Annotated in this window: 17 protein-coding genes; 8 read left to right on the top strand and 9 right to left on the bottom strand. The window is 70.4% G+C overall.

All coding sequences use genetic code 11. The features are described 5' to 3' along the window. The first annotated feature begins 432 nt into the window (after window positions 1-432). Window positions 433-1,299 (top strand): alpha/beta fold hydrolase, encoded by an 867-nt coding sequence (locus ACZ4WS_RS07295; protein WP_467977990.1) that lies wholly within the window; start codon window positions 433-435, stop codon window positions 1,297-1,299. Between the two features lies 1 nt (window position 1,300). Here the strand turns inward: ACZ4WS_RS07295 and ACZ4WS_RS07290 are convergent, their stop codons facing one another. Further along, entirely contained in the window at window positions 1,301-2,215 is a 915-nt protein-coding gene (locus ACZ4WS_RS07290) for an NYN domain-containing protein (RefSeq protein WP_467977988.1), read from the bottom strand. A gap of 228 nt (window positions 2,216-2,443) precedes the next feature. Here ACZ4WS_RS07290 and ACZ4WS_RS07285 point away from each other — a divergent pair, with 228 nt between their 5' ends. Continuing rightward, window positions 2,444-2,596, top strand: coding sequence for a hypothetical protein (locus tag ACZ4WS_RS07285; protein WP_168530098.1), 153 nt, complete (start codon window positions 2,444-2,446; stop codon window positions 2,594-2,596). Window positions 2,597-2,698: 102 nt separating this feature from the next. On the opposite strand, the gene ACZ4WS_RS07280 is transcribed toward ACZ4WS_RS07285, so the two are convergent. The 3 genes from ACZ4WS_RS07280 to ACZ4WS_RS07270 all read right to left on the bottom strand — a co-directional run bounded on the left by ACZ4WS_RS07280 (window position 2,699) and on the right by ACZ4WS_RS07270 (window position 5,114). Then, on the bottom strand, window positions 2,699-3,304 hold the full coding sequence (locus tag ACZ4WS_RS07280) for a MarC family protein (protein WP_467977986.1): 606 nt from the start codon (window positions 3,302-3,304) through the stop codon (window positions 2,699-2,701). Between the two features lie 195 nt (window positions 3,305-3,499). Continuing rightward, window positions 3,500-4,366 (bottom strand): PHP domain-containing protein, encoded by an 867-nt coding sequence (locus ACZ4WS_RS07275; RefSeq protein ID WP_467978343.1) that lies wholly within the window; start codon window positions 4,364-4,366, stop codon window positions 3,500-3,502. 106 nt (window positions 4,367-4,472) lie between these two features. Continuing rightward, window positions 4,473-5,114, bottom strand: coding sequence for a DUF6758 family protein (locus ACZ4WS_RS07270; RefSeq protein WP_467977984.1), 642 nt, complete (start codon window positions 5,112-5,114; stop codon window positions 4,473-4,475). Window positions 5,115-5,276: 162 nt separating this feature from the next. Here ACZ4WS_RS07270 and ACZ4WS_RS07265 point away from each other — a divergent pair, with 162 nt between their 5' ends. After that, a complete protein-coding gene (locus tag ACZ4WS_RS07265) occupies window positions 5,277-6,596 on the top strand; it encodes an MFS transporter (RefSeq protein WP_467977982.1) in 1,320 nt (439 codons plus the stop codon). Window positions 6,597-6,646: 50 nt separating this feature from the next. Here the strand turns inward: ACZ4WS_RS07265 and ACZ4WS_RS07260 are convergent, their stop codons facing one another. Beyond that, complete coding sequence (locus ACZ4WS_RS07260) at window positions 6,647-7,231, bottom strand: suppressor of fused domain protein (RefSeq protein WP_467977980.1); 585 nt, start codon at window positions 7,229-7,231, stop codon at window positions 6,647-6,649. A gap of 539 nt (window positions 7,232-7,770) precedes the next feature. Here ACZ4WS_RS07260 and ACZ4WS_RS07255 point away from each other — a divergent pair. Together ACZ4WS_RS07255 and ACZ4WS_RS07250 are read left to right on the top strand one after the other, a co-directional pair. Then, window positions 7,771-8,883, top strand: coding sequence for a magnesium and cobalt transport protein CorA (locus ACZ4WS_RS07255; RefSeq protein WP_467977978.1), 1,113 nt, complete (start codon window positions 7,771-7,773; stop codon window positions 8,881-8,883). Window positions 8,884-8,908: 25 nt separating this feature from the next. After that, window positions 8,909-9,448, top strand: coding sequence for a hypothetical protein (locus ACZ4WS_RS07250; protein WP_467977976.1), 540 nt, complete (start codon window positions 8,909-8,911; stop codon window positions 9,446-9,448). A gap of 21 nt (window positions 9,449-9,469) precedes the next feature. Here the strand turns inward: ACZ4WS_RS07250 and ACZ4WS_RS07245 are convergent, their stop codons facing one another. Beyond that, window positions 9,470-10,228 carry a hypothetical protein gene (locus tag ACZ4WS_RS07245; RefSeq protein ID WP_467977975.1) on the bottom strand — a complete coding sequence of 253 codons (759 nt, stop codon included), beginning with the start codon at window positions 10,226-10,228 and terminating at the stop codon, window positions 9,470-9,472. Between the two features lie 252 nt (window positions 10,229-10,480). Between ACZ4WS_RS07245 and ACZ4WS_RS07240 the strand changes: the two genes are divergently transcribed. Genes ACZ4WS_RS07240 through ACZ4WS_RS07230 form a run of 3 tightly spaced genes read left to right on the top strand, consistent with a single transcriptional unit; the run spans window position 10,481 to window position 13,510 of the window. After that, a complete protein-coding gene (locus ACZ4WS_RS07240) occupies window positions 10,481-11,758 on the top strand; it encodes a magnesium transporter MgtE N-terminal domain-containing protein (protein WP_467977973.1) in 1,278 nt (425 codons plus the stop codon). Next, on the top strand, window positions 11,748-12,332 hold the full coding sequence (locus ACZ4WS_RS07235; protein WP_467977971.1) for a DUF1003 domain-containing protein: 585 nt from the start codon (window positions 11,748-11,750) through the stop codon (window positions 12,330-12,332). Before ACZ4WS_RS07240 ends, ACZ4WS_RS07235 begins: the two co-directional genes overlap by 11 nt. A 44-nt stretch (window positions 12,333-12,376) precedes the next feature. Continuing rightward, window positions 12,377-13,510 carry an Mrp/NBP35 family ATP-binding protein gene (locus tag ACZ4WS_RS07230; RefSeq protein WP_467977969.1) on the top strand — a complete coding sequence of 378 codons (1,134 nt, stop codon included), beginning with the start codon at window positions 12,377-12,379 and terminating at the stop codon, window positions 13,508-13,510. A gap of 171 nt (window positions 13,511-13,681) precedes the next feature. On the opposite strand, the gene ACZ4WS_RS07225 is transcribed toward ACZ4WS_RS07230, so the two are convergent. The 3 genes from ACZ4WS_RS07225 to ACZ4WS_RS07215 form a co-directional block, all read right to left on the bottom strand. Next, window positions 13,682-14,338, bottom strand: a complete 657-nt coding sequence (locus tag ACZ4WS_RS07225) for a hypothetical protein (RefSeq protein ID WP_467977967.1) — start codon at window positions 14,336-14,338, stop codon at window positions 13,682-13,684. A 287-nt stretch (window positions 14,339-14,625) separates the two neighbouring features. Next, window positions 14,626-15,063, bottom strand: a complete 438-nt coding sequence (locus ACZ4WS_RS07220; RefSeq protein ID WP_467977965.1) for a sec-independent translocase — start codon at window positions 15,061-15,063, stop codon at window positions 14,626-14,628. A gap of 212 nt (window positions 15,064-15,275) precedes the next feature. Continuing rightward, window positions 15,276-17,411: a S1C family serine protease gene (locus ACZ4WS_RS07215; RefSeq protein ID WP_467977963.1), complete on the bottom strand. Its 2,136-nt coding sequence runs from the start codon at window positions 17,409-17,411 to the stop codon at window positions 15,276-15,278. Window positions 17,412-17,491 lie beyond the last annotated feature (80 nt).

Raw genomic sequence — 17,491 nt, 5'->3', positions numbered from 1 at the left:
TCGCCGCACCCGCAAGGCCGCCGTCGCCACCGTCGAAGCCGAGATCCCGGCCCAGGCCGCCGAGGAGCCCGAGGTCAAGCCGCGCCGTCGCACCCGCAAGGCTGCGGCTGCCGTGGAGTCCGCGGAGAGCTGATCCCCTGTCCGATGGCCCGGTCCCACCTGCTGGTGGGGCCGGGCCATCGGTTTTTCGCCCCCTCCGCCCCTGCCCGTCCCGTACCTGGGGGCTCCGCCCCCAGACCCCCGTATCGGCCTAACGGCCTCGTCCTCAAACGCCGGACGGGCTAGAAGATCTCCAGCACCGGAGAAATTCAGCCTCTCCGGCGTTTGAGGAGCGGTGTCTGGGGCGGAGCCCCAGGACGGGACGGGGGCAGGGGCGGCGGCGTCCACCCACCGGCAGAGCGAGCCTCAAGGGGGCCCTATAGCCTCGAGGGCATGAGCAGGCCCCCCTCCTTCGTCCCGCCCGCCGGTGTCCGTGCCCACCGGCTCCCCACCGCTCGCGGTGAGTTCGCCGTGCTCGACGCGGCAGCGCGCGGGCAGGAGAGAGGGACCGTGCTGCTGCTGCCGGGGTTCACCGGGAGCAAGGAGGACTTCATCGCGCTGCATGAGCCGTTGGCGATGGCGGGGTATCGGACGGTGGCCGTGGACGGGCGCGGGCAGTACCAGACCGAGGGCCCGGAGCACGACGAAACGGCGTACGGGCAGGGCGAGTTGGCGCGGGACGTGCTCGCGCAGGCCGACACCCTCGGCACCCCGGTACACCTCGTGGGGCACTCCCTCGGTGGACAGATCGCCCGCGCCGCGGTGCTGCTGGACCCGTCCTCGTTCATCTCGCTGACCCTCATGTCCTCGGGCCCGGCCCAGATCTCCGTGTCCCAGCAGCAGCGCGTCAAGCTGCTCCGGGACGCGCTCGCCGTGATGGGCATGGCCGAGGTGTGGGAGGCGATACAGGCGATGGAGGCGCCCGAGGACACCGACACGGGCGAGCTCGACTCGGGGCTCGACGACCGCGCCGACCTCCGGCGCCGCTGGCTCGGCAACAGCCCCGCCCAGCTCATCGCGACGGGCCGCCAGCTGTGCACCGAGCCCGACCGTGTCGCCGAGCTGGCCGCCCTCGCCCTGCCGAAGCACGTGCTCTCCGGCGACCGCGACGACACCTGGCCGGTTCCCCTCCTGGACGACATGGCCGCACGGCTCAAGGCCCACCGCACCGTCGTACGACGAGCCGAGCACTCCCCGAACACGGATCAGCCCCTGGAAACGGCCCGCGCCCTCGCCGACTTCTGGAACCGCGCCCAGTGAGTCAGTACTGCGCCTGCAGGTGCTCCCAGAAGCCGTCCCGCAGAGCGCGGCGCAGATCCGCCTGACCCCGCAGCGAGTACTGCAGCAGCCCCTCGGCCTCGACCAGCAGATCCTGGTCGACCGAGCCAGGCAGATAGGGATGTCCGGGCAGCAGCTCCACCAACGCCTCGCGCCCGCGCGCGGCCAGCCATTTCGCGGCGATCTGCGCGCCCACGAAGCGCACGTCCTCCCGCGCGGGACGGCTCGCCGCCGTCGCGTCGTACGTGGCGGCGGTACGCCGTGCGACGTACGGCTTGAAGAAGTCGAGGTCGAAGGTGCGCTGGCTGTCGACCTCCCAGAGGAGCGGCTCGGCCTGGTTGCGGCCCTCGGGGGCCTCGATTCCCCACAGGTGGACCCGCGCCCCGTACCCCTGCGCCGCCTCGACCGCCGACACCAGGTCCTCGTCGCCCCCGAGGAGCGCGGCGTCGCTGATGGCGCGGTGCCGGGCGAGAGACTCCAGGTCGGACCTGATGAGTGAATCGACGCCCTTCTGCTGGTTGTTGGCGTTGAGGTTGCCCAACCGCACCTTCACGTCCGGGAGTTCGGCGATCGTCTGTTGTTCCGCGGTGTGGATGCGGCGCCGCGCGCCGTCGTACCAGTAGACGCGCAACAGCCTGCTGTCCGCGAAGATCGTGCGGGCCTTGTCGATGAGTGCCTCGATCAGGCCTTCGGTGTCCAGGTCGAAGGAGCGGCGGTCCTCGGTCCCGGCGACGAGCCGTCCCGCGGCCGCGTACAGATATCCGGCGTCGACGAAGATCGCATGGGTCGAGGGCGTCTTCGCCACCTCGGCGAGCATGCGATGGAGCAGCTCGTTCGTGCGGTCGATGCGGGCGCCGAGCATCGCGAGGTCGTCGGGTCCCATGAGGTCGTCGTTCATTGCCTCCCATTGTCCCGGCCGTCACGCTGTGAATACAACCGGTCCCAATGAGCTCCCTGCCACCACCCCTACCCGCCAGTAATTAGGTTCTCGAAAAATTTCCTTAGCGTAGGGAATGTTTGTAACACGCACCCCGTTGAATACGAACGGAAGCGGGGACACTGTCGCCTCGCGCACCACACACCAGTAGTTCTCCTCAGGAGGATGACCAGACGAAGGGAGAAGCCCATGCGCTTCGAAATCATGCGACTCGACGATGTCAATGGCACGCCCGTGGACAGCACCGTTGTAGACGCCGCCTCCGTCAACCGGATCGTTCAGCAGGCCGCCGCCATCGGGCAGCGACTGTGGATCCGCCCGGCCGATTCGTCCGCCTCATAACACGCGGACGCTTTCTCACACTTCAGAGCCCCGTACGGTACCGACGCCGTACGGGGCTCTGCGCGTGCCCGGGGCCGCACCCGAAGGCGTCCCCGCAGGCGCTCAGCTGCTCTGGATCACCTGCGTGACCCCGTTGATGATCTGCTGCACCGCGATCGCGGAGAGCATCATGCCCGCGAGGCGGGTCACCAGCACGACACCGCCGTCCTTGATGACGCGGATGATCAGCAGCGAGTACCGCATGACCACCCACAGCACGACGTGGATCGCGAGGATCGCGGTCCACACGGACACCTGCGTGGCGACGCTGTCGGCCTTCTGCACCGCCAGGATCACCGAGACGATCGCGCCGGGGCCCGCGAGCAGCGGCATGCCCAGCGGTACGAGGGCGACGTTGACGTCCTTGGTCTGCTTCGGCTCGTCCGTCTTGCCGGTCAGCAGGTCGAGGGCGATCAGCAGAAGCAGCAGCCCGCCCGCGATCATCAGCGCGGGCACGGAGACATGCAGGTAGTTCAGGATCTGGTGCCCGAGCAGTCCGAAGACCGCGATCACTCCGCCCGCCACACAGACGGCCTGGAAGGCCATCCGCCTCTGCACCTTGGCGGGGCGTCCGGCGGTGAGCGCGAGGAAGATCGGGGTGATCCCGGGGGGATCCATGATCACGAAGAGAGTGAGGAAGAGGGAGCCGAAGACGGCGACGTCGAACACAGGTGAGACCTTGCAGGGGTGGTGAAAGCTGGACAGCGGTACCGCCGCTACCGCTGTGGGCAGGCGTTCCGCAGGGCGATGGGGTCCCCCGCTCGAGCGAGGCCGAGAGTGGGGGAAGGTGGGCACAGCGACCAGCGCCGGGTGCCTCGAAAACAGCGGGAGCCGAACAGGGGAACCGGGCTCACTCCCGTGTACTTACGGGCGCGAGCCGCCACCCGCGCCGGGCACCGGAAACGCCCCGGTCGCCCGCCGGGTGATCTCCCCGTAGATCTCGGGGTCAGTGGTGAACTCCCCCAGCACGCACGTCTTACGGCTGCCGTGGTAGTCGCTGGACCCCGTGGTGAGCAGCCCCAGCTCGGCGGCCAGGCCCCGCAGCCGCGCCCGGGTCGCCGGCTCGTGGTCCATGTGGTCGACCTCGATGCCGTCGAGGCCCGCGGAGGCGAGCTCCGCTATCGCCGACTCCGGCACGGTCCGGCCCCGCTTGGCGGCGGCCGGGTGCGCGAAGACGGCGACGCCGCCCGCACCCTTGATCAGCCGGATCGCATCGAACGGGTCGGTCTCGTGCTTGGGCACATAGGCGCGGCCGCCGTCGGCGAGCCACTCCTCGGTGAAGGCGTCGGAGACGCTGTCCACGACACCCAGCTCGACCAGAGCGGACGCGATGTGCGGCCGCCCCACGGATCCGTCGCCCGCGATGCGCGCCACCTGCTCCCAGCTGATCGGCACGCCGAGCTCCTGGAGCTTGGCGATCATGCCCTGAGCGCGCGGCACCCGGTCGTCCCGCACCAGCTCGCGCTCGGCGAACAGCTCAGGCTCCTCGGGGTCGAAGAGATAGGCCAGCATGTGCATGCTGATGCCGTCCAGGCGGCAGGAGAGTTCCGCCCCGGTGACGAGGGTGAGCCCCTCGGGCAGCGCGGCGATCGCCTCGGCATATCCGCGCGTCGTGTCGTGGTCGGTCAGCGCGACGACGTCCAGACCGGCGGCGGCAGCGTTGCGGACCAGCTGGGCCGGGGTGTCCGTACCGTCGGAAGCGGTGGAGTGGGTGTGCAGATCGATGCGCACGACGCGGACTCCAGACAAGGACGGGACGGAAGGGAACGCTCAAGGATAACGGGAATCCGACGCTCCCTTGTCACACCCTCAGCCATAGAGCGCCCCCTACAGGCCCCTACGGTTCAAGAATCCGCGGCGACAGCGCCCCGCACGGCAGCAGATCCACCTCCGCGCCCGCGTCCCGCAGATCGGTCAGCACCAGCTCGTCGTACATCAGCAGCCCCGACTGCTCGGGCCACACGACCGCCCACAGCCACAGCCCGAGCGCCTCGCCCGCGAAGACGGCGCGGTCGTCGGGGGTGCCGGAGACATGCCAGAGCGGGGTGGGGCGACCGGCCGCGAGGACCTTCGTCTGGGGCGGTTTTTCGACGCTCATGTACGGGCCGGGGTCGGGCCCGTCGAGGCCCGCGTACCGCGCACCCAGGCCTACACCGAGCTCCTCGGCGACGAGGATCAGCTCCCCTATGCCGCCGAGCGGTCCGGGGCCCGAGCAGGCGACGGCGGTCGCGCGCCCGCCGCTGCGGTCGTCACCGGCGAAGGTCGCACCGGTGAACAGCCAGCCGACGGGCAGCGGCCACGGCATCCACACCGGTACCCGGGCGTGATGCACGACCACACCGAGGGCCTCGACGCTGGGCGGGATCACGGGCTGCAGCGGATGCACGGTGCCGTGCACGTCGCACTGCCAGGAGTCGGCAAAGAGGCCGGGAGCCCTGACCCGGCCACCACACTTCGGGCAACTGGGTTCGCCCCTCATAGGGCCCAACGGTCCTCCCCGTCCTTCCCCGCGTCAAGGACGATCACCCGTTCGGCGTGTGCCTGTCACGTCCGAAAAGTAGATGGCACTTGCATTAATTAGGTCGGCTAACTTATTATGTGTATACGGCAACGATCTCGTCGAGGACTGCGAGGACCACGTATGCGCACCACCACAGGAGCCAGTACAGGAGGGCCGACCGAAGCCGACCCGTTCGACACAGGAGCCGGCGGCCTCCTGCGTCAGCCGAGGGCCGTCTGGGCGACCGCCGGGGCGTCCGTCGTCGCCTTCATGGGCATCGGGCTCGTCGACCCGATCCTGCCGTCCATCGCCAAGGGCCTGGAAGCCACACCGAGCCAGGTCTCGCTGCTCTTCACCTCATACTTCCTGATCACGGCCGTCGCGATGCTGCTGACCGGCTTCGTCTCCAGCCGCATCGGCGGCCGCAAGACGCTGCTGCTCGGTCTCGCGTTCGTCGTGGTCTTCGCGGCGCTCGCGGGCACGTCCGGGTCGGTCGGCGAACTCGTCGGGTTCCGGGCCGGCTGGGGCCTGGGCAACGCGCTCTTCGTCTCGACGGCCCTCGCCGTCATCGTCGGCGCGGCGAATCCAATGGGGGCATCGCGAAGCGATTCCGGCCGGGGCGGTGGCGGGCGACGGGCGGGAGGAAGCGCCGCGGCGATCCTGCTGTACGAGTCGGCGCTCGGCCTCGGCATGGCGTGCGGGCCGCTGCTCGGCGCACTGCTCGGCAACGCCAACTGGCGCTACCCGTTCTTCGGCACCGCGTTCCTGATGGCGGTCGGCTTCCTGTGCATCACGGCGTTCCTGAAGGAGCAGCCGAAGCCCGCCAGGAAGACCTCACTGCTCGACCCGATCAAGGCGCTCGGCCACGGCGGACTCGCCTCGGCCGCGGTCTCGTCGTTCTTCTACAACTACACGTTCTTCACCGTGCTGGCCTTCACGCCGTTCGTGCTGAACATGACCCCGTACAAGTCGGGTGCGGTCTTCTTCTGCTGGGGCGTGCTGCTCGCCGTCTTCTCGGTCTTCGTCGCCCCGCGCATGCAGGCCCGGTTCGGCTCCCTGAAGGTGCTCGGCGGCTCGCTGGTGCTGCTGGCCGCCGACGTGCTCGTGCTCGGCTACGGCAGCCACACCACCGCCGTCGTCTGCACGATCCTGTCCGGTGCCTTCATCGGAGTGAACAACACCGTCTACACGGAGCTGGCGCTGGGCGTCTCGGACGCGCCGCGTCCGGTGGCGAGCGCCGGGTACAACTTCGTGCGGTGGTTCGCGGCCGCCGCGGCGCCGTACTTCGCGCCGAAGATCGAGGAGTGGAGCAACATCCACATCCCGTTCGTGGTCGCCGCGGTCACGGCGGTTCTCGGCGCGGTGGTGGTCTTCGTACGACGGAACGCCCTGACTCACGAGGCCGAGGAACTGGAGCCGAAGCACTCCACAGAGGACAGTGTCACTGTCTTCGCCAACTGACCGATTCCGGCCGGGAACTGAACCGGCATCAAGTCGGCGGAAGGGACTACTCAGTCCAGCGGGACGGACTTGCGCAGTGGATCGCGCAGGTCCGTTCCGCCGTTCAGCCAGCGCTCCTGGAGGGCGCCCGCGCCGTGCACGCGCTTCCACGCGGCCTCGTTGGGCGTCATCGGGAGCAGCGGCAGGAAACGTACGGGATCGGCGGGCTCGTCCAGCTCCAGGTCCTCGACCAGGCCGCCGGACTCCGCGACCAGGACCGAGGTGAACGGCGCGCCGGGCCACAGGGGTTCACCGACGTCGAGCGAGGCGCCGGGGGCCACGATCAGCCCCTCGACCTGCGGGGACGCGGCGAGCACGGCGAGCGGGCGGAGCACCTTGTCGGTGTCGGCGCCGCTCGGGCGTACGGACAGGATCAGCTCGGCGCGCGGACCCTTCACCGGGTCGGCGAGGACCACCGTCGGGTCCGCCATCGGCTGGGCGGACATGCCGAGCGTCGCGTAGCGGACGATGTCGCCCTCTGTGAAGCGCAGCACTTCGACGCGGTCGGTGCCGAGGAAGGTGACCGCGGCCCGCGCGTCGGGTTCGCCCAGCGCAGAGCGCAAACGGGCCTCGACCAGAGGAAGAACATCAGCCATGCGCTGAGCATAGGCCGCGTCAATTCTGCCCGCGCGCCCCGGACCTCGCGGTCAACAACGGGCAAAGCGGCGCGTTGACGCTTCAGTGCGCTGATAGTCTTGGCCGCTGGTCGGGGCAGCACGCAGAAGCGTCGCTCTCGAGCTCCGACGCACTGACGCTGACTCCCCACGGGGAGCAGACTCCCCCACGGGGGATGGATCGTCCCTTACGGGGGACCGGCCGGAGGAGGTGGGGCTGCAATGGACCGAAGTCGACCGTGCAGTACTACCCGCTCTTCCGGCCGCTGATGTAGCTCTGGCTCTGCCCGCTGCCGCCTCTCGCACTTGCGTTTGTCTGTCTGGTGCACCGACGGAAGAGCACTTCGTTTCCACCTGATCCATCTGACAGATCCGTCTGATCTGAATCAGTAGCGAAGCTGCCACCGCGACGGTGCGGTGCTCCCCGCTTTGTGGACGTGCCAAACATCCGCAGTCAGGACGTCCCCATTCCGGGTAGTTTCAACCGTCGCCCGGCGGCCTCTGTTGCGAAGGAGCCTGCCATGTCGATGATCCGTGACCTGCGCGCCGCGGTCCGCCCCCGTCCCTCGCTGCGCAAGGACAGTGGCTCGTACGACACCACCCGTGACCCGGGGACCCCTTCCGCGGTAGTCGACTGCGCCGTCTACCGCGACGGTGCCCGCGTCGAGAGCAGCGAGCAGCTGACGCCGCACGAGGCGATGCGTCAGGTGCGCCGCGACGGCGGGTTCGTGTGGATCGGCCTGCACGAGCCCACCGAGGCCGAATTCGCCGGTATCGCCGGTGAGTTCGGGCTGCACCCGCTGGCCGTCGAGGACGCCGTACAGGCCCACCAGCGGCCCAAGCTGGAGCGGTACGACGACTCCCTCTTCACCGTCTTCAAGACCATCCACTACGTGGAGCACGACCAACTGACCGCCACCAGCGAGGTGGTGGAGACCGGCGAGGTCATGTGCTTCACCGGGCGGGACTTCTTCATCACCGTCCGGCACGGCGGGCAGGGCTCGCTGCGGGCGCTGCGGCACCGGCTGCAGGACGACCCGGAGCTGCTCACCAAGGGCCCCTCGGCCGTGCTGCACGCGATCGCCGACCATGTGGTGGACGGCTACATCGCGGTCGCGGACGCCGTGCAGGACGACATCGACGAGGTCGAGACCGAGGTGTTCTCGCCCGGCCGCAAGGGCACGCCGCGCGGTACGGACGCCGGTCAGATCTACCAACTCAAGCGTGAGGTGCTGGAGTTCAAGCGGGCGGTGTCGCCGCTGCTGCGCCCCATGCAGCTGCTGAGCGAGCGCCCGATGCGGCTGATCGACCCCGACATCCAGAAGTACTTCCGGGACGTCGCCGACCACCTCGCCCGGGTGCAGGAGCAGGTCCTCGGCTTCGACGAGCTGCTCAACTCGATCCTCCAGGCCAACCTCGCGCAGGCCTCCGTGGCGCAGAACGAGGACATGCGCAAGATCACCTCGTGGGCCGCGATCATCGCCGTACCGACGATGGTGTGCGGTGTCTACGGCATGAACTTCGAGTACATGCCGGAGCTGCACTGGCGGTACGGGTACCCGGTGATGATGGGCATCACGGTCGGCCTCTGCCTCTCGATCCACCGCATTCTCAAGCGCAACGGCTGGCTGTAGAGGCAGGCTGGATAGTCTTGGCCCCATGACGGAAGAGCTGCTCGACCAGGCCCTCGTCGAGGAGGCCACCAAGAAGTCCGGGCTGATCTGGGTGCGGGGCAACGACGCGCCGGCGCTGCACGTCCAGGGCCACGATGTGCCCTCCCGCGCGCTGTGGCACGTGTGGCACGACGGCGCGGCCTGTCTGGTCGGCGACGGGCCCGGTGAGCAGCCGCTGCCGGGCCTGGTCGACGGGGGCGACGCGATCGTCACCGTACGCAGCAAGGACAAGGGCGGGCGGCTCGTGGCCTGGTCCGCGAAGGTCGTGGAGCTGACGCCGGACTCCCCCGAGTGGGACGCGGCGGTCGCCGAGCTCAAGGGCAAGCGGCTGAACGCGCCCGACGGCGAGGAGATGCCCCGCCGCTGGGCCCGCGAGTGCCGGGTGCTCCGCCTGGAGCCCCAGAGCAGCACGCGGGAATTCCCCGAGGGTTCCCTCTCGGCTCCGCCGCTCCCGACGCCGGCGACGACCCGTCAGCCGATCCCGGCCGCCCTGCCCCGCCTCCTCAGGAAGCGCAAGCGCCGCTAGAGGCTTACGAGCCGTCAGGGCTCACGACGTGGGCAGCTGCTGCCCGTAGTCCACCGTCTCCTTCTTGGCGGGCTCCTCCAGGGCGAAGTCCTTGCCCCAGTCGGTGAGGCGGAGGGTGCCCGCGTTGCCCGCACGGACCAGCAGGAGGGGGTAGGGGGTTCCCTTCAGGGAGACGTCGAGGGAGCCGCCCGCGCCCTTGCCCGCGGTGATGCGGATGGTGCGCACGCCGGACTGCTTGTGATGGCCGTCCGTGGCGAGAGTGCCGTGCAGCGTGAGGAGGCCGTCGAGGAGGACGTCCTTGTCGGTGAAGCCGCTGAAGCGCTTGTAGGCGGGGTCACCGGTCGGGACCTTCACATACATGCCGTCGAGCTTCGCCGCGGCGGACGTGTCCGCCGCGGACGTGCCGCTCTTGCCGTTCTGCTGGCTCCAGAACTCGGTGTCCGCCTTCAGGAAGAGATGCTTGCCGACCCGCAGCAGCCGGAAGGTCGCCCCCTTCGAGGTGACCGACCCGGTGCCGCCGTCGGACTTGAGGCGCATGTCGAGCGTGTACGTGATCCCGTTGGTCACGACGGTTCCGGAGAGCCGTACGGCATCCGAGGAGTCGGCCGCCTTGCGCGTCTTCGCCTGGATCGTGGCGGCGGGCAGCTTGCCCACCCCGTTCGTGCCCGCGTCCGGGTCCTCGCTACTGCACCCCGTCAGCCCCGTCCCCGTCACGACCAGTGCGCTCATCGCGCTCACCAGCGCGGCCCGGCGGGTACGACCCTGGGGAATTGCAGTCACAGGTGGGGCGCCTCTCGTGCGGGAGTCCTCGGACACAGGCTCTCAACGGCGTACGGCAGCGTACCGGTGCCGCCCCCGCCGGGCGGAGGCAGTCCGTCCGGACCGCTCACCAGGGCGTATCCGACCGGGACGGGCTAGCCTGAAGCCCACCCGAGCGGACAGAGCAGGACATAACACGCGTACGCAGCGTGTGCACGGAGAGTCGGACAGGAGCGCCCACAAGAGCGCGTACGAGGAGAAGGAGGCGCGGGCATGGCCGCAGGCGCCCCCCGGATCTTCGTCTCGCACCTCGCCGGTGTCGCCGTCTTCGACCCGAACGGCGACCAGGTTGGCCGGGTGCGAGACCTGGTCGCCATGCTGCGCGTCGGACGGCGGCCGCCCCGGCTGCTCGGCCTCGTCGTCGAACTGTCCACGCGGCGGCGCATCTTCCTGCCCATGACCCGGGTGATCGGCATCGAGTCCGGCCAGGTCATCACCACCGGCGTCCTCAACGTGCGGCGCTTCGAACAGCGGCCCACCGAACGGCTCGTCTTCGGCGAGCTGCTCGACCGGGTGGTACGCCTCGTCGAGACCGACGAGGAAGTGACCGTGCTCGACGTGTCGATCGACAAGCTGCCCGCCCGCAGGGACTGGGAGATCGACCGGGTCTTCGTCCGCAAGGGGCGCAGCGGGGCCTTCCGGCGCACCAAGGGCGAGACGCTGACCGTCGAGTGGTCCGCCGTCACCGGGTTCTCGCTGGAGGAGCACGGACAGGGCGCCGAGAGCCTGCTCGCCACCTTCGAGCAGCTGCGCCCGGCCGACCTCGCCAATGTCCTGCACCACCTGTCCCCGAAGCGGCGCGGGGAGGTGGCCGCCGCGCTGGACGACGACCGCCTCGCCGACGTCCTCGAAGAGCTCCCCGAGGACGATCAGATCGAGATCCTCAGCAAGCTCAAGGAGGAGCGCGCGGCCGACGTCCTGGAGGCGATGGACCCGGACGACGCGGCCGACCTGCTCGCCGAACTGCCCACCGAGGACGTGGAGCGGCTGCTGAAACTGATGGAGCCGGACGAGGCGGCCGACGTGCGGCGGCTGATGGCGTACGAGGAGAAGACAGCCGGCGGGCTGATGACGACCGAGCCGATCGTGCTGCGGCCCGACGCGACGGTCGCCGACGCGCTCGCCCGGGTCCGCAACCCCGACCTCTCCCCCGCGCTCGCCGCCCAGGTGTACGTGTGCCGCCCGCCGGACGAGACGCCGACCGGCAAGTACCTCGGCACGGTCCACTTCCAGCGGCTCCTGCGCGACCCGCCGTTCACGCTGGTCGGCGCCCTCCTCGACAACGATCTGCAGCCGCTCGCGCCGGACGCCGCGCTGCCCGTCGTCGCCGGCTTCTTCGCAACGTACGACATGGTCGCGGCGCCCGTCGTCGACGAGAGCGGCTCGCTGCTCGGCGCGGTGACCGTGGACGACGTACTGGACCACATGCTGCCCGAGGACTGGCGCGAGACCGAGTTCCACCTCGCGGAGGAGGAACCCCATGGCGCCTGAGCGCGAGACCCGCGAACGGGTCGCCACCGGGGCCACCGCGGCCACCCGGCCGCGCACCCGGCTCGACCAGCCGAAGCCGCGCCGGCTCCGGCTGCTGCCAGAGTGGGACCCGGAAGCCTTCGGACGGCTGTCGGAGCGCATCGCCCGCTTCCTCGGCACCGGACGGTTCATCGTCTGGATGACGGTCGTCATCATCCTGTGGGTGCTGTGGAACGTCTTCGCTCCGCCCGACCTGCGCTGGGACAACTACCCCTTCATCTTCCTGACGCTGATGCTGTCGCTGCAGGCCTCGTACGCCGCCCCGCTGATCCTGCTCGCGCAGAACCGCCAGGACGACCGCGACCGGGTCAACCTCGAACAGGACCGCAAGCAGAACGAGCGGTCCATCGCGGACACCGAGTACCTCACCCGCGAGATCGCCGCACTGCGTGTGGGCCTCGGCGAGGTCGCCACCCGCGACTGGATCCGCTCCGAGCTTCAGGACCTCGTCAGGGAGCTGGAGGAACACCGATCCGACAGCCGCGTCCTATTCCCGGCAGAACGTCCGCACAGACGTGACGTAGACGACCGCTGACGGGGCTTTCCGGGGCCCCTGTGCGGCGCCGTACCATCGTCCTTATGGCTACGGAAGACGCGGTGCGCGAAGCACTGGCGACGGTGAACGACCCCGAGATCCAGCGACCCATCACCGAACTGGGGATGGTCAAATCGGTGGATATCAGTGCGGATGGTGCGGTCGCGGTCACCGTGTACCTGACCGTGTCCGGCTGCCCGATGCGCGAGACCATCACGAAGAACGTGACGGAGGCGGTCTCGGCGGTCGAGGGCGTCACGCGCGTCGACGTGACCCTGGACGTGATGAGCGACGAGCAGCGCCGCGAGCTGGCGTCCGCGCTGCGCGGCGGCCAGGCCGAGCGCGAGGTCCCCTTCGCCAAGCCGGGCTCCTTGACCCGTGTGTACGCGGTCGCCTCCGGCAAGGGCGGCGTCGGCAAGTCCTCGGTGACGGTGAACCTGGCGGCGGCGATGGCGGCCGACGGCCTCAAGGTCGGTGTCGTCGACGCCGACATCTACGGCCACTCCGTGCCCCGCATGCTGGGCGCCGACGGCCGCCCGACCCAGGTCGAGAACATGATCATGCCGCCGTCCGCGAACGGCGTGAAGGTCATCTCCATCGGCATGTTCACCCCGGGCAACGCGCCCGTGGTCTGGCGCGGCCCGATGCTCCACCGCGCCCTCCAGCAGTTCCTGGCGGACGTCTTCTGGGGCGACCTGGACGTGCTGCTGCTCGACCTTCCCCCGGGCACCGGCGACATCGCGATCTCGGTCGCGCAGCTCGTCCCGAACGCCGAGATCCTCGTCGTCACGACCCCGCAGCAGGCCGCCGCCGAGGTCGCCGAGCGCGCGGGCTCCATCGCCGTCCAGACGCACCAGAAGATCGTCGGCGTCGTCGAGAACATGTCGGGCCTGCCCTGCCCGCACTGCGGCGAGATGGTCGACGTCTTCGGCACGGGCGGCGGCCAGTCGGTCGCCGACGGCCTCACCCGCACCACCGGCGCCACCGTCCCGGTCCTCGGCTCCATCCCGATCGACGTCCGCCTCCGCGAGGGCGGCGACGAGGGCAAGCCGGTCGTCCTGACGGACCCGGACTCCCCGGCGGGCTCGGCCCTGCGCGCGATCGCGGGCAAGCTGGGCGGCCGCGCGCGGGGCCTGTCGGGCATGTCCCTGGGGATCACGCCCCGGAACAAGTTCTAGGAGTACCCGTGCCCCGAAGGGGCGCGGGGCTGTGACATATGCGGCTCCGCCGCGTGGGCGCGACCAGCCACGACGGACCCGCGGCTGCAAACGGTCCGCAGCACCCGATCTCGTACGGGGAAGGGGGCGCCGTCAGTCACGACGGCGCCCCCTTGCCCGTACGCCCGCCGGCTAGGCGTACGCCGAGATGTCCTTGATCATGGCGAAGCCCAACCCGTACGCACTCATCCCCCGCCCGTACGCGCCCACATAGACGCCCTCCTGGGTGGAACCCGCGAGGACCCAGCCGAACTCGGACTCGCGGTAGTGGAAGGACGTGGGAACGCCGTCCACGGGGAGGGACAGCGAGGACCAGTCGGGGCCGGACAGATCGTCGACCAGGACCCACGCGGCCTCGGTCTGCTGGTCCAGCCAGTCGTCCCGCAGGGTGTGGTCCATCTGCCCCGGCCAGGTGAAGGACAGCAGCCCCACACTGGCCAGCCAGGCCGCGGAGGAGACCGAGGTGGCCTCCAGCAGGCCCGAACCGTCCGCGCTGCGGCGTACGGGGTTGGCCGCGACCGTGACCACGACCGCGAAGCGCTCCTTGTCCCCGGTCGACTCGCCGCGCACCGTGGGCTCGTCGCCGTGCCCGATCGAACCGTGCTCGACGGCACCGTCCGCCGAGGTACCGACCTGCATCAGCCAGCGCGGTCCCGTGAAGGCCTCGTCGAGGCCGTACCAAGGGAAGGGCGCCAGCAGGTAGCCGTCGACCGTGCGCCGGGCGGAGGGGACCTGTTGTCCGCCCTCCGCGGCCGGCGCCTGCGCGCCTACCCGACTTGTCGTCTCCATCTGCCGGACGCCTCCTCGCTCTCGTCGGACCGGGCGGCCCGCCCCCCTCGGGCGTCCTTATCGGTCCGCACAACAACTGGGCAGCATAGCCACACCGCTCCGAGCAGCAGGGAAACCGCCCGCCGCGTGGGTCGCGCACGCGGCGGATTCAGGCCGCGAGGGGTACCTCTGATATGCGGGTACGCCAACGGCCGTGGGGATCAGGTGACGTCCGCCACGGCCATGCGGGGGGCGTACGGCCCGGACCGCGTACGCCCCGATCGCGTATGACCGGGATCGCGTACGGCTCAGGTGGCGTCCGCGTCGTAGGGCGGGCGCTCGTCCGGGTCGGGCTTCTCGGCCTTCTTCGTCATGTCGACGGAGCCGCCGGTGCTGCTGCCCGACGAGCTCGACGGCTCGGAGTCGCGGCCGTGGACCGCGTCCGTGACCTCGGCCATCTCCTTCTTCAGGTCGAAGCCGTTGCGGATCTCCTTGAGCCCCAGTTCGTCATTGTCCAGCTGCTTGCGGATGAACCTCTTGGGATTGAGGTCCTCGAACTCGAAGTCCTTGAACTCCGGGCCGAGTTCCTCGCGGATGTCCGCCTTGGCGCTCTCCGAGAACTCGCGGATCTTGCGGATCGTGCGCGTGACGTCCTGGATCATCTTCGGGAGCTTCTCCGGACCGAAGACGAGCACGGCAAGGACAACGAGCGTCACCAGCTCGAGCGGTCCTATGTCATTGAACACCTGAAGCTCCTTGCGATGTCCTCGGTCCTCGGCCCTCGGCAGGTCTTCCGTGGTCCGGGCCGGGTCCACGGTACCCGTCGACCCTGTCCGTCCGGAACTGTCCCGGGGCTTCCGGGTTCATGTACACGGCGGGTTTTCCTGGAAGTTTGCCGTTCGGAGCTGGGTTTTCGGGGCTCGGCTGTGAAGTTCATGTCAGTTGCTGTCGGCGGTGTTCAGTCCCCGTCGGCCGAGCCGAGGACCAGAGTGACCTGCTGCTCCTTGCCACCCCGCTGGAGGGTCAGCCGGAGCCGGTCGCCGGGGCGGTGGGCGCGGGTCTTCACGATGAGCTCCTCGCCGGAGTGGACGCGCCGGCCGTCGACCTCGGTGATGATGTCACCCGCCTTGATGCCCGCGTCGGCGCCGGGGCCGCCCGCGACGACCGCCGGACCGCCGTTGTTGCCCTTCGTTCCGACGCGGGCGCCGTCGCCCGTGTAGTTCATGTCGAGCGTGACACCGATGACGGGGTGGGTGGCCTTGCCGGTGTTGATCAGCTCCTCGGCGACGCGCTTGCCCTGGTTGATGGGGATGGCGAAGCCGAGCCCGATGGAACCGGCCTGGCCGCTCTCCAGGCCGGAGCCGCTGTCGGCGGAACGGATGGCGCTGTTGATGCCGATGACGCGGGCCTTGGAGTCGAGCAGGGGCCCGCCGGAGTTGCCGGGGTTGATCGGCGCGTCGGTCTGCAACGCGTCGACGTACGAGACATCAGTCCCGTCGCCCTTCTCGCCGCCCGCCGTGATGGGCCGCTCCTTGGCGCTGATGATGCCGGAGGTGACGGTGTTGGCGAGGTCGAAGGGCGCGCCGATGGCGACGACGGGGTCGCCGACCTGGACGTTGTCGGAGTTGCCCAGCGGCATGGGCTCGAGCCCGCTGACGCCTGACACCTTCACGACCGCGAGGTCGTACCCGCTGTCGTGCCCGACGACCTCCGCCTTGGCGGTCTCGCCGCCGCTGAACGTCACGGATATCTCGCCGTCGCTGCCCGCCGGTTCGATCACGTGGTTGTTGGTGAGGATGTGGCCCCGGCTGTCGAGCACGAACCCGGTGCCGGTGCCCTCCTCCTGGGACCCGCGCACATGCAGGGTGACGACGCTGGGCAGGGCGTGCGCGGCGATCCCGGCCACACTGTCCGGAGCCCGCCCCGGCGCCTCCTTCCCGGCCTGCGGCAGCTCTACGTCCCCGATCCCCCCGTTCCGCTCCAGATAGGCCCCTACGGCCCCGCCCACGCCCCCGGACACCAGCGCGATCACCACGGCCCCGAGCACCAGCCCCTTCTTCACCCGCTTACGCCGCTGAGCCACGCTCACCACGGCTGCGCCGTTCTGCTGGAGGGAGCCGGGGGCCGCCGCCCAAGGGTCGTAGTTCTGCCAGGGGGCGGGGCTGGGGCGCATGGGGGCGTCGTGCGGGGTGCCCGGGTACGGGGCCGGGGGTATGTGGGCGCCGTGTCCGGCGGGGGTCGGTGGCGCGGACATGCCCTGGGCAGGGCTCGGTGGCGCGGACGTACCGTGCGCAGCCGGCGGCGGCACGGACGGACCCTGGGCGGGCGTCGGTGGCAGGGTGGTGCCCAGGGTGGGTGTTCCCGCCGGGACGTGCGTCCCGTGCGCGGGTGTGGCCGCCGGGTGCTGGACCGGCGGGGCAGGCGCCCAGGGGCCTGGCTGGCCGTAGGGCGGGGTGCCGTAGGGGTCGGGGTCGTGCAGCGGCTTGGGGCGGTCGCCGGGGTCGGTCGCGGCGCCGCGGCCCAGGGGGGCACCCGCGTCGACGGCCACCTGGGGACTCACGTCGCCGGCCCCAAGGCGGTCGGCCGGAACACGATCGGCCGGAACCCGGCCTGTCGGCGCCGTCTCCGAGGAGGCGGCGTCCGTCGCCGCCGCCGCGTCGGCTACGCCCTCGCCCATGGATACCGCCTCCGCCCGGAGGGCATACGCGGGAACCGCGTCGGACGGGCCACCGTCCGACCCGCCACCCGGCGCGCTCAGCTGGTGAGCCGGAGCGGGGCGCTCCAGCTCGAAGTCACCGCCGGTGTCGGCGCCGGCCGCACGCGGGGCGGCGCCGACCGCGGGACGCTCGAGCTCGAAGTCACCGCCGGTGCCGCCGTCGCGGACCTCGCTCCCGAAGGCCTCCGTGTCGGCCGCGGCGGTCGGTGCGAGGACGTCGGCGGCTGCCCCGGGCGTACGGGCGTCAGCCGCGCCCACGCCCTCGGGCGAACCTGCTCCCGTGGCCCCCGGAGGGTGCCCCGCGGTGGAATCGGGCCCCGTGCCGTGCGGCCGGGGCCGGCTCCACCACTTCGCCTTCGTGGGCTTCCCCTCGTTCATGCTCTCCCCACACCTGGCCCGCGGCACAACTCGCCGGCGGTCGCCGCAGATTGTCGACTCCGCGTCCGGGATCCCTCCTG

This window comes from Streptomyces sp. NPDC029292, assembly GCF_055569295.1.
This window is presented reverse-complemented; position numbering and strand designations above follow the sequence as displayed.

Excerpts from the sequence above, each read along its gene's own strand:
- ACZ4WS_RS07295 (WP_467977990.1), top strand. The coding sequence starts at position 433 with ATGAGCAGGCCCCCCTCCTTCGTCCCGCCCGCCGGTGTCCGTGCCCAC.
- ACZ4WS_RS07290 (WP_467977988.1), bottom strand. The coding sequence starts at position 2,215 with ATGAACGACGACCTCATGGGACCCGACGACCTCGCGATGCTCGGCGCC.
- ACZ4WS_RS07285 (WP_168530098.1), top strand. The coding sequence starts at position 2,444 with ATGCGCTTCGAAATCATGCGACTCGACGATGTCAATGGCACGCCCGTG.
- ACZ4WS_RS07270 (WP_467977984.1), bottom strand. The coding sequence starts at position 5,114 with ATGAGGGGCGAACCCAGTTGCCCGAAGTGTGGTGGCCGGGTCAGGGCT.
- ACZ4WS_RS07265 (WP_467977982.1), top strand. The coding sequence starts at position 5,277 with ATGCGCACCACCACAGGAGCCAGTACAGGAGGGCCGACCGAAGCCGAC.
- ACZ4WS_RS07260 (WP_467977980.1), bottom strand. The coding sequence starts at position 7,231 with ATGGCTGATGTTCTTCCTCTGGTCGAGGCCCGTTTGCGCTCTGCGCTG.
- ACZ4WS_RS07255 (WP_467977978.1), top strand. The coding sequence starts at position 7,771 with ATGTCGATGATCCGTGACCTGCGCGCCGCGGTCCGCCCCCGTCCCTCG.
- ACZ4WS_RS07250 (WP_467977976.1), top strand. The coding sequence starts at position 8,909 with ATGACGGAAGAGCTGCTCGACCAGGCCCTCGTCGAGGAGGCCACCAAG.
- ACZ4WS_RS07240 (WP_467977973.1), top strand. The coding sequence starts at position 10,481 with ATGGCCGCAGGCGCCCCCCGGATCTTCGTCTCGCACCTCGCCGGTGTC.
- ACZ4WS_RS07235 (WP_467977971.1), top strand. The coding sequence starts at position 11,748 with ATGGCGCCTGAGCGCGAGACCCGCGAACGGGTCGCCACCGGGGCCACC.
- ACZ4WS_RS07230 (WP_467977969.1), top strand. The coding sequence starts at position 12,377 with ATGGCTACGGAAGACGCGGTGCGCGAAGCACTGGCGACGGTGAACGAC.
- ACZ4WS_RS07225 (WP_467977967.1), bottom strand. The coding sequence starts at position 14,338 with ATGGAGACGACAAGTCGGGTAGGCGCGCAGGCGCCGGCCGCGGAGGGC.
- ACZ4WS_RS07215 (WP_467977963.1), bottom strand. The coding sequence starts at position 17,411 with ATGAACGAGGGGAAGCCCACGAAGGCGAAGTGGTGGAGCCGGCCCCGG.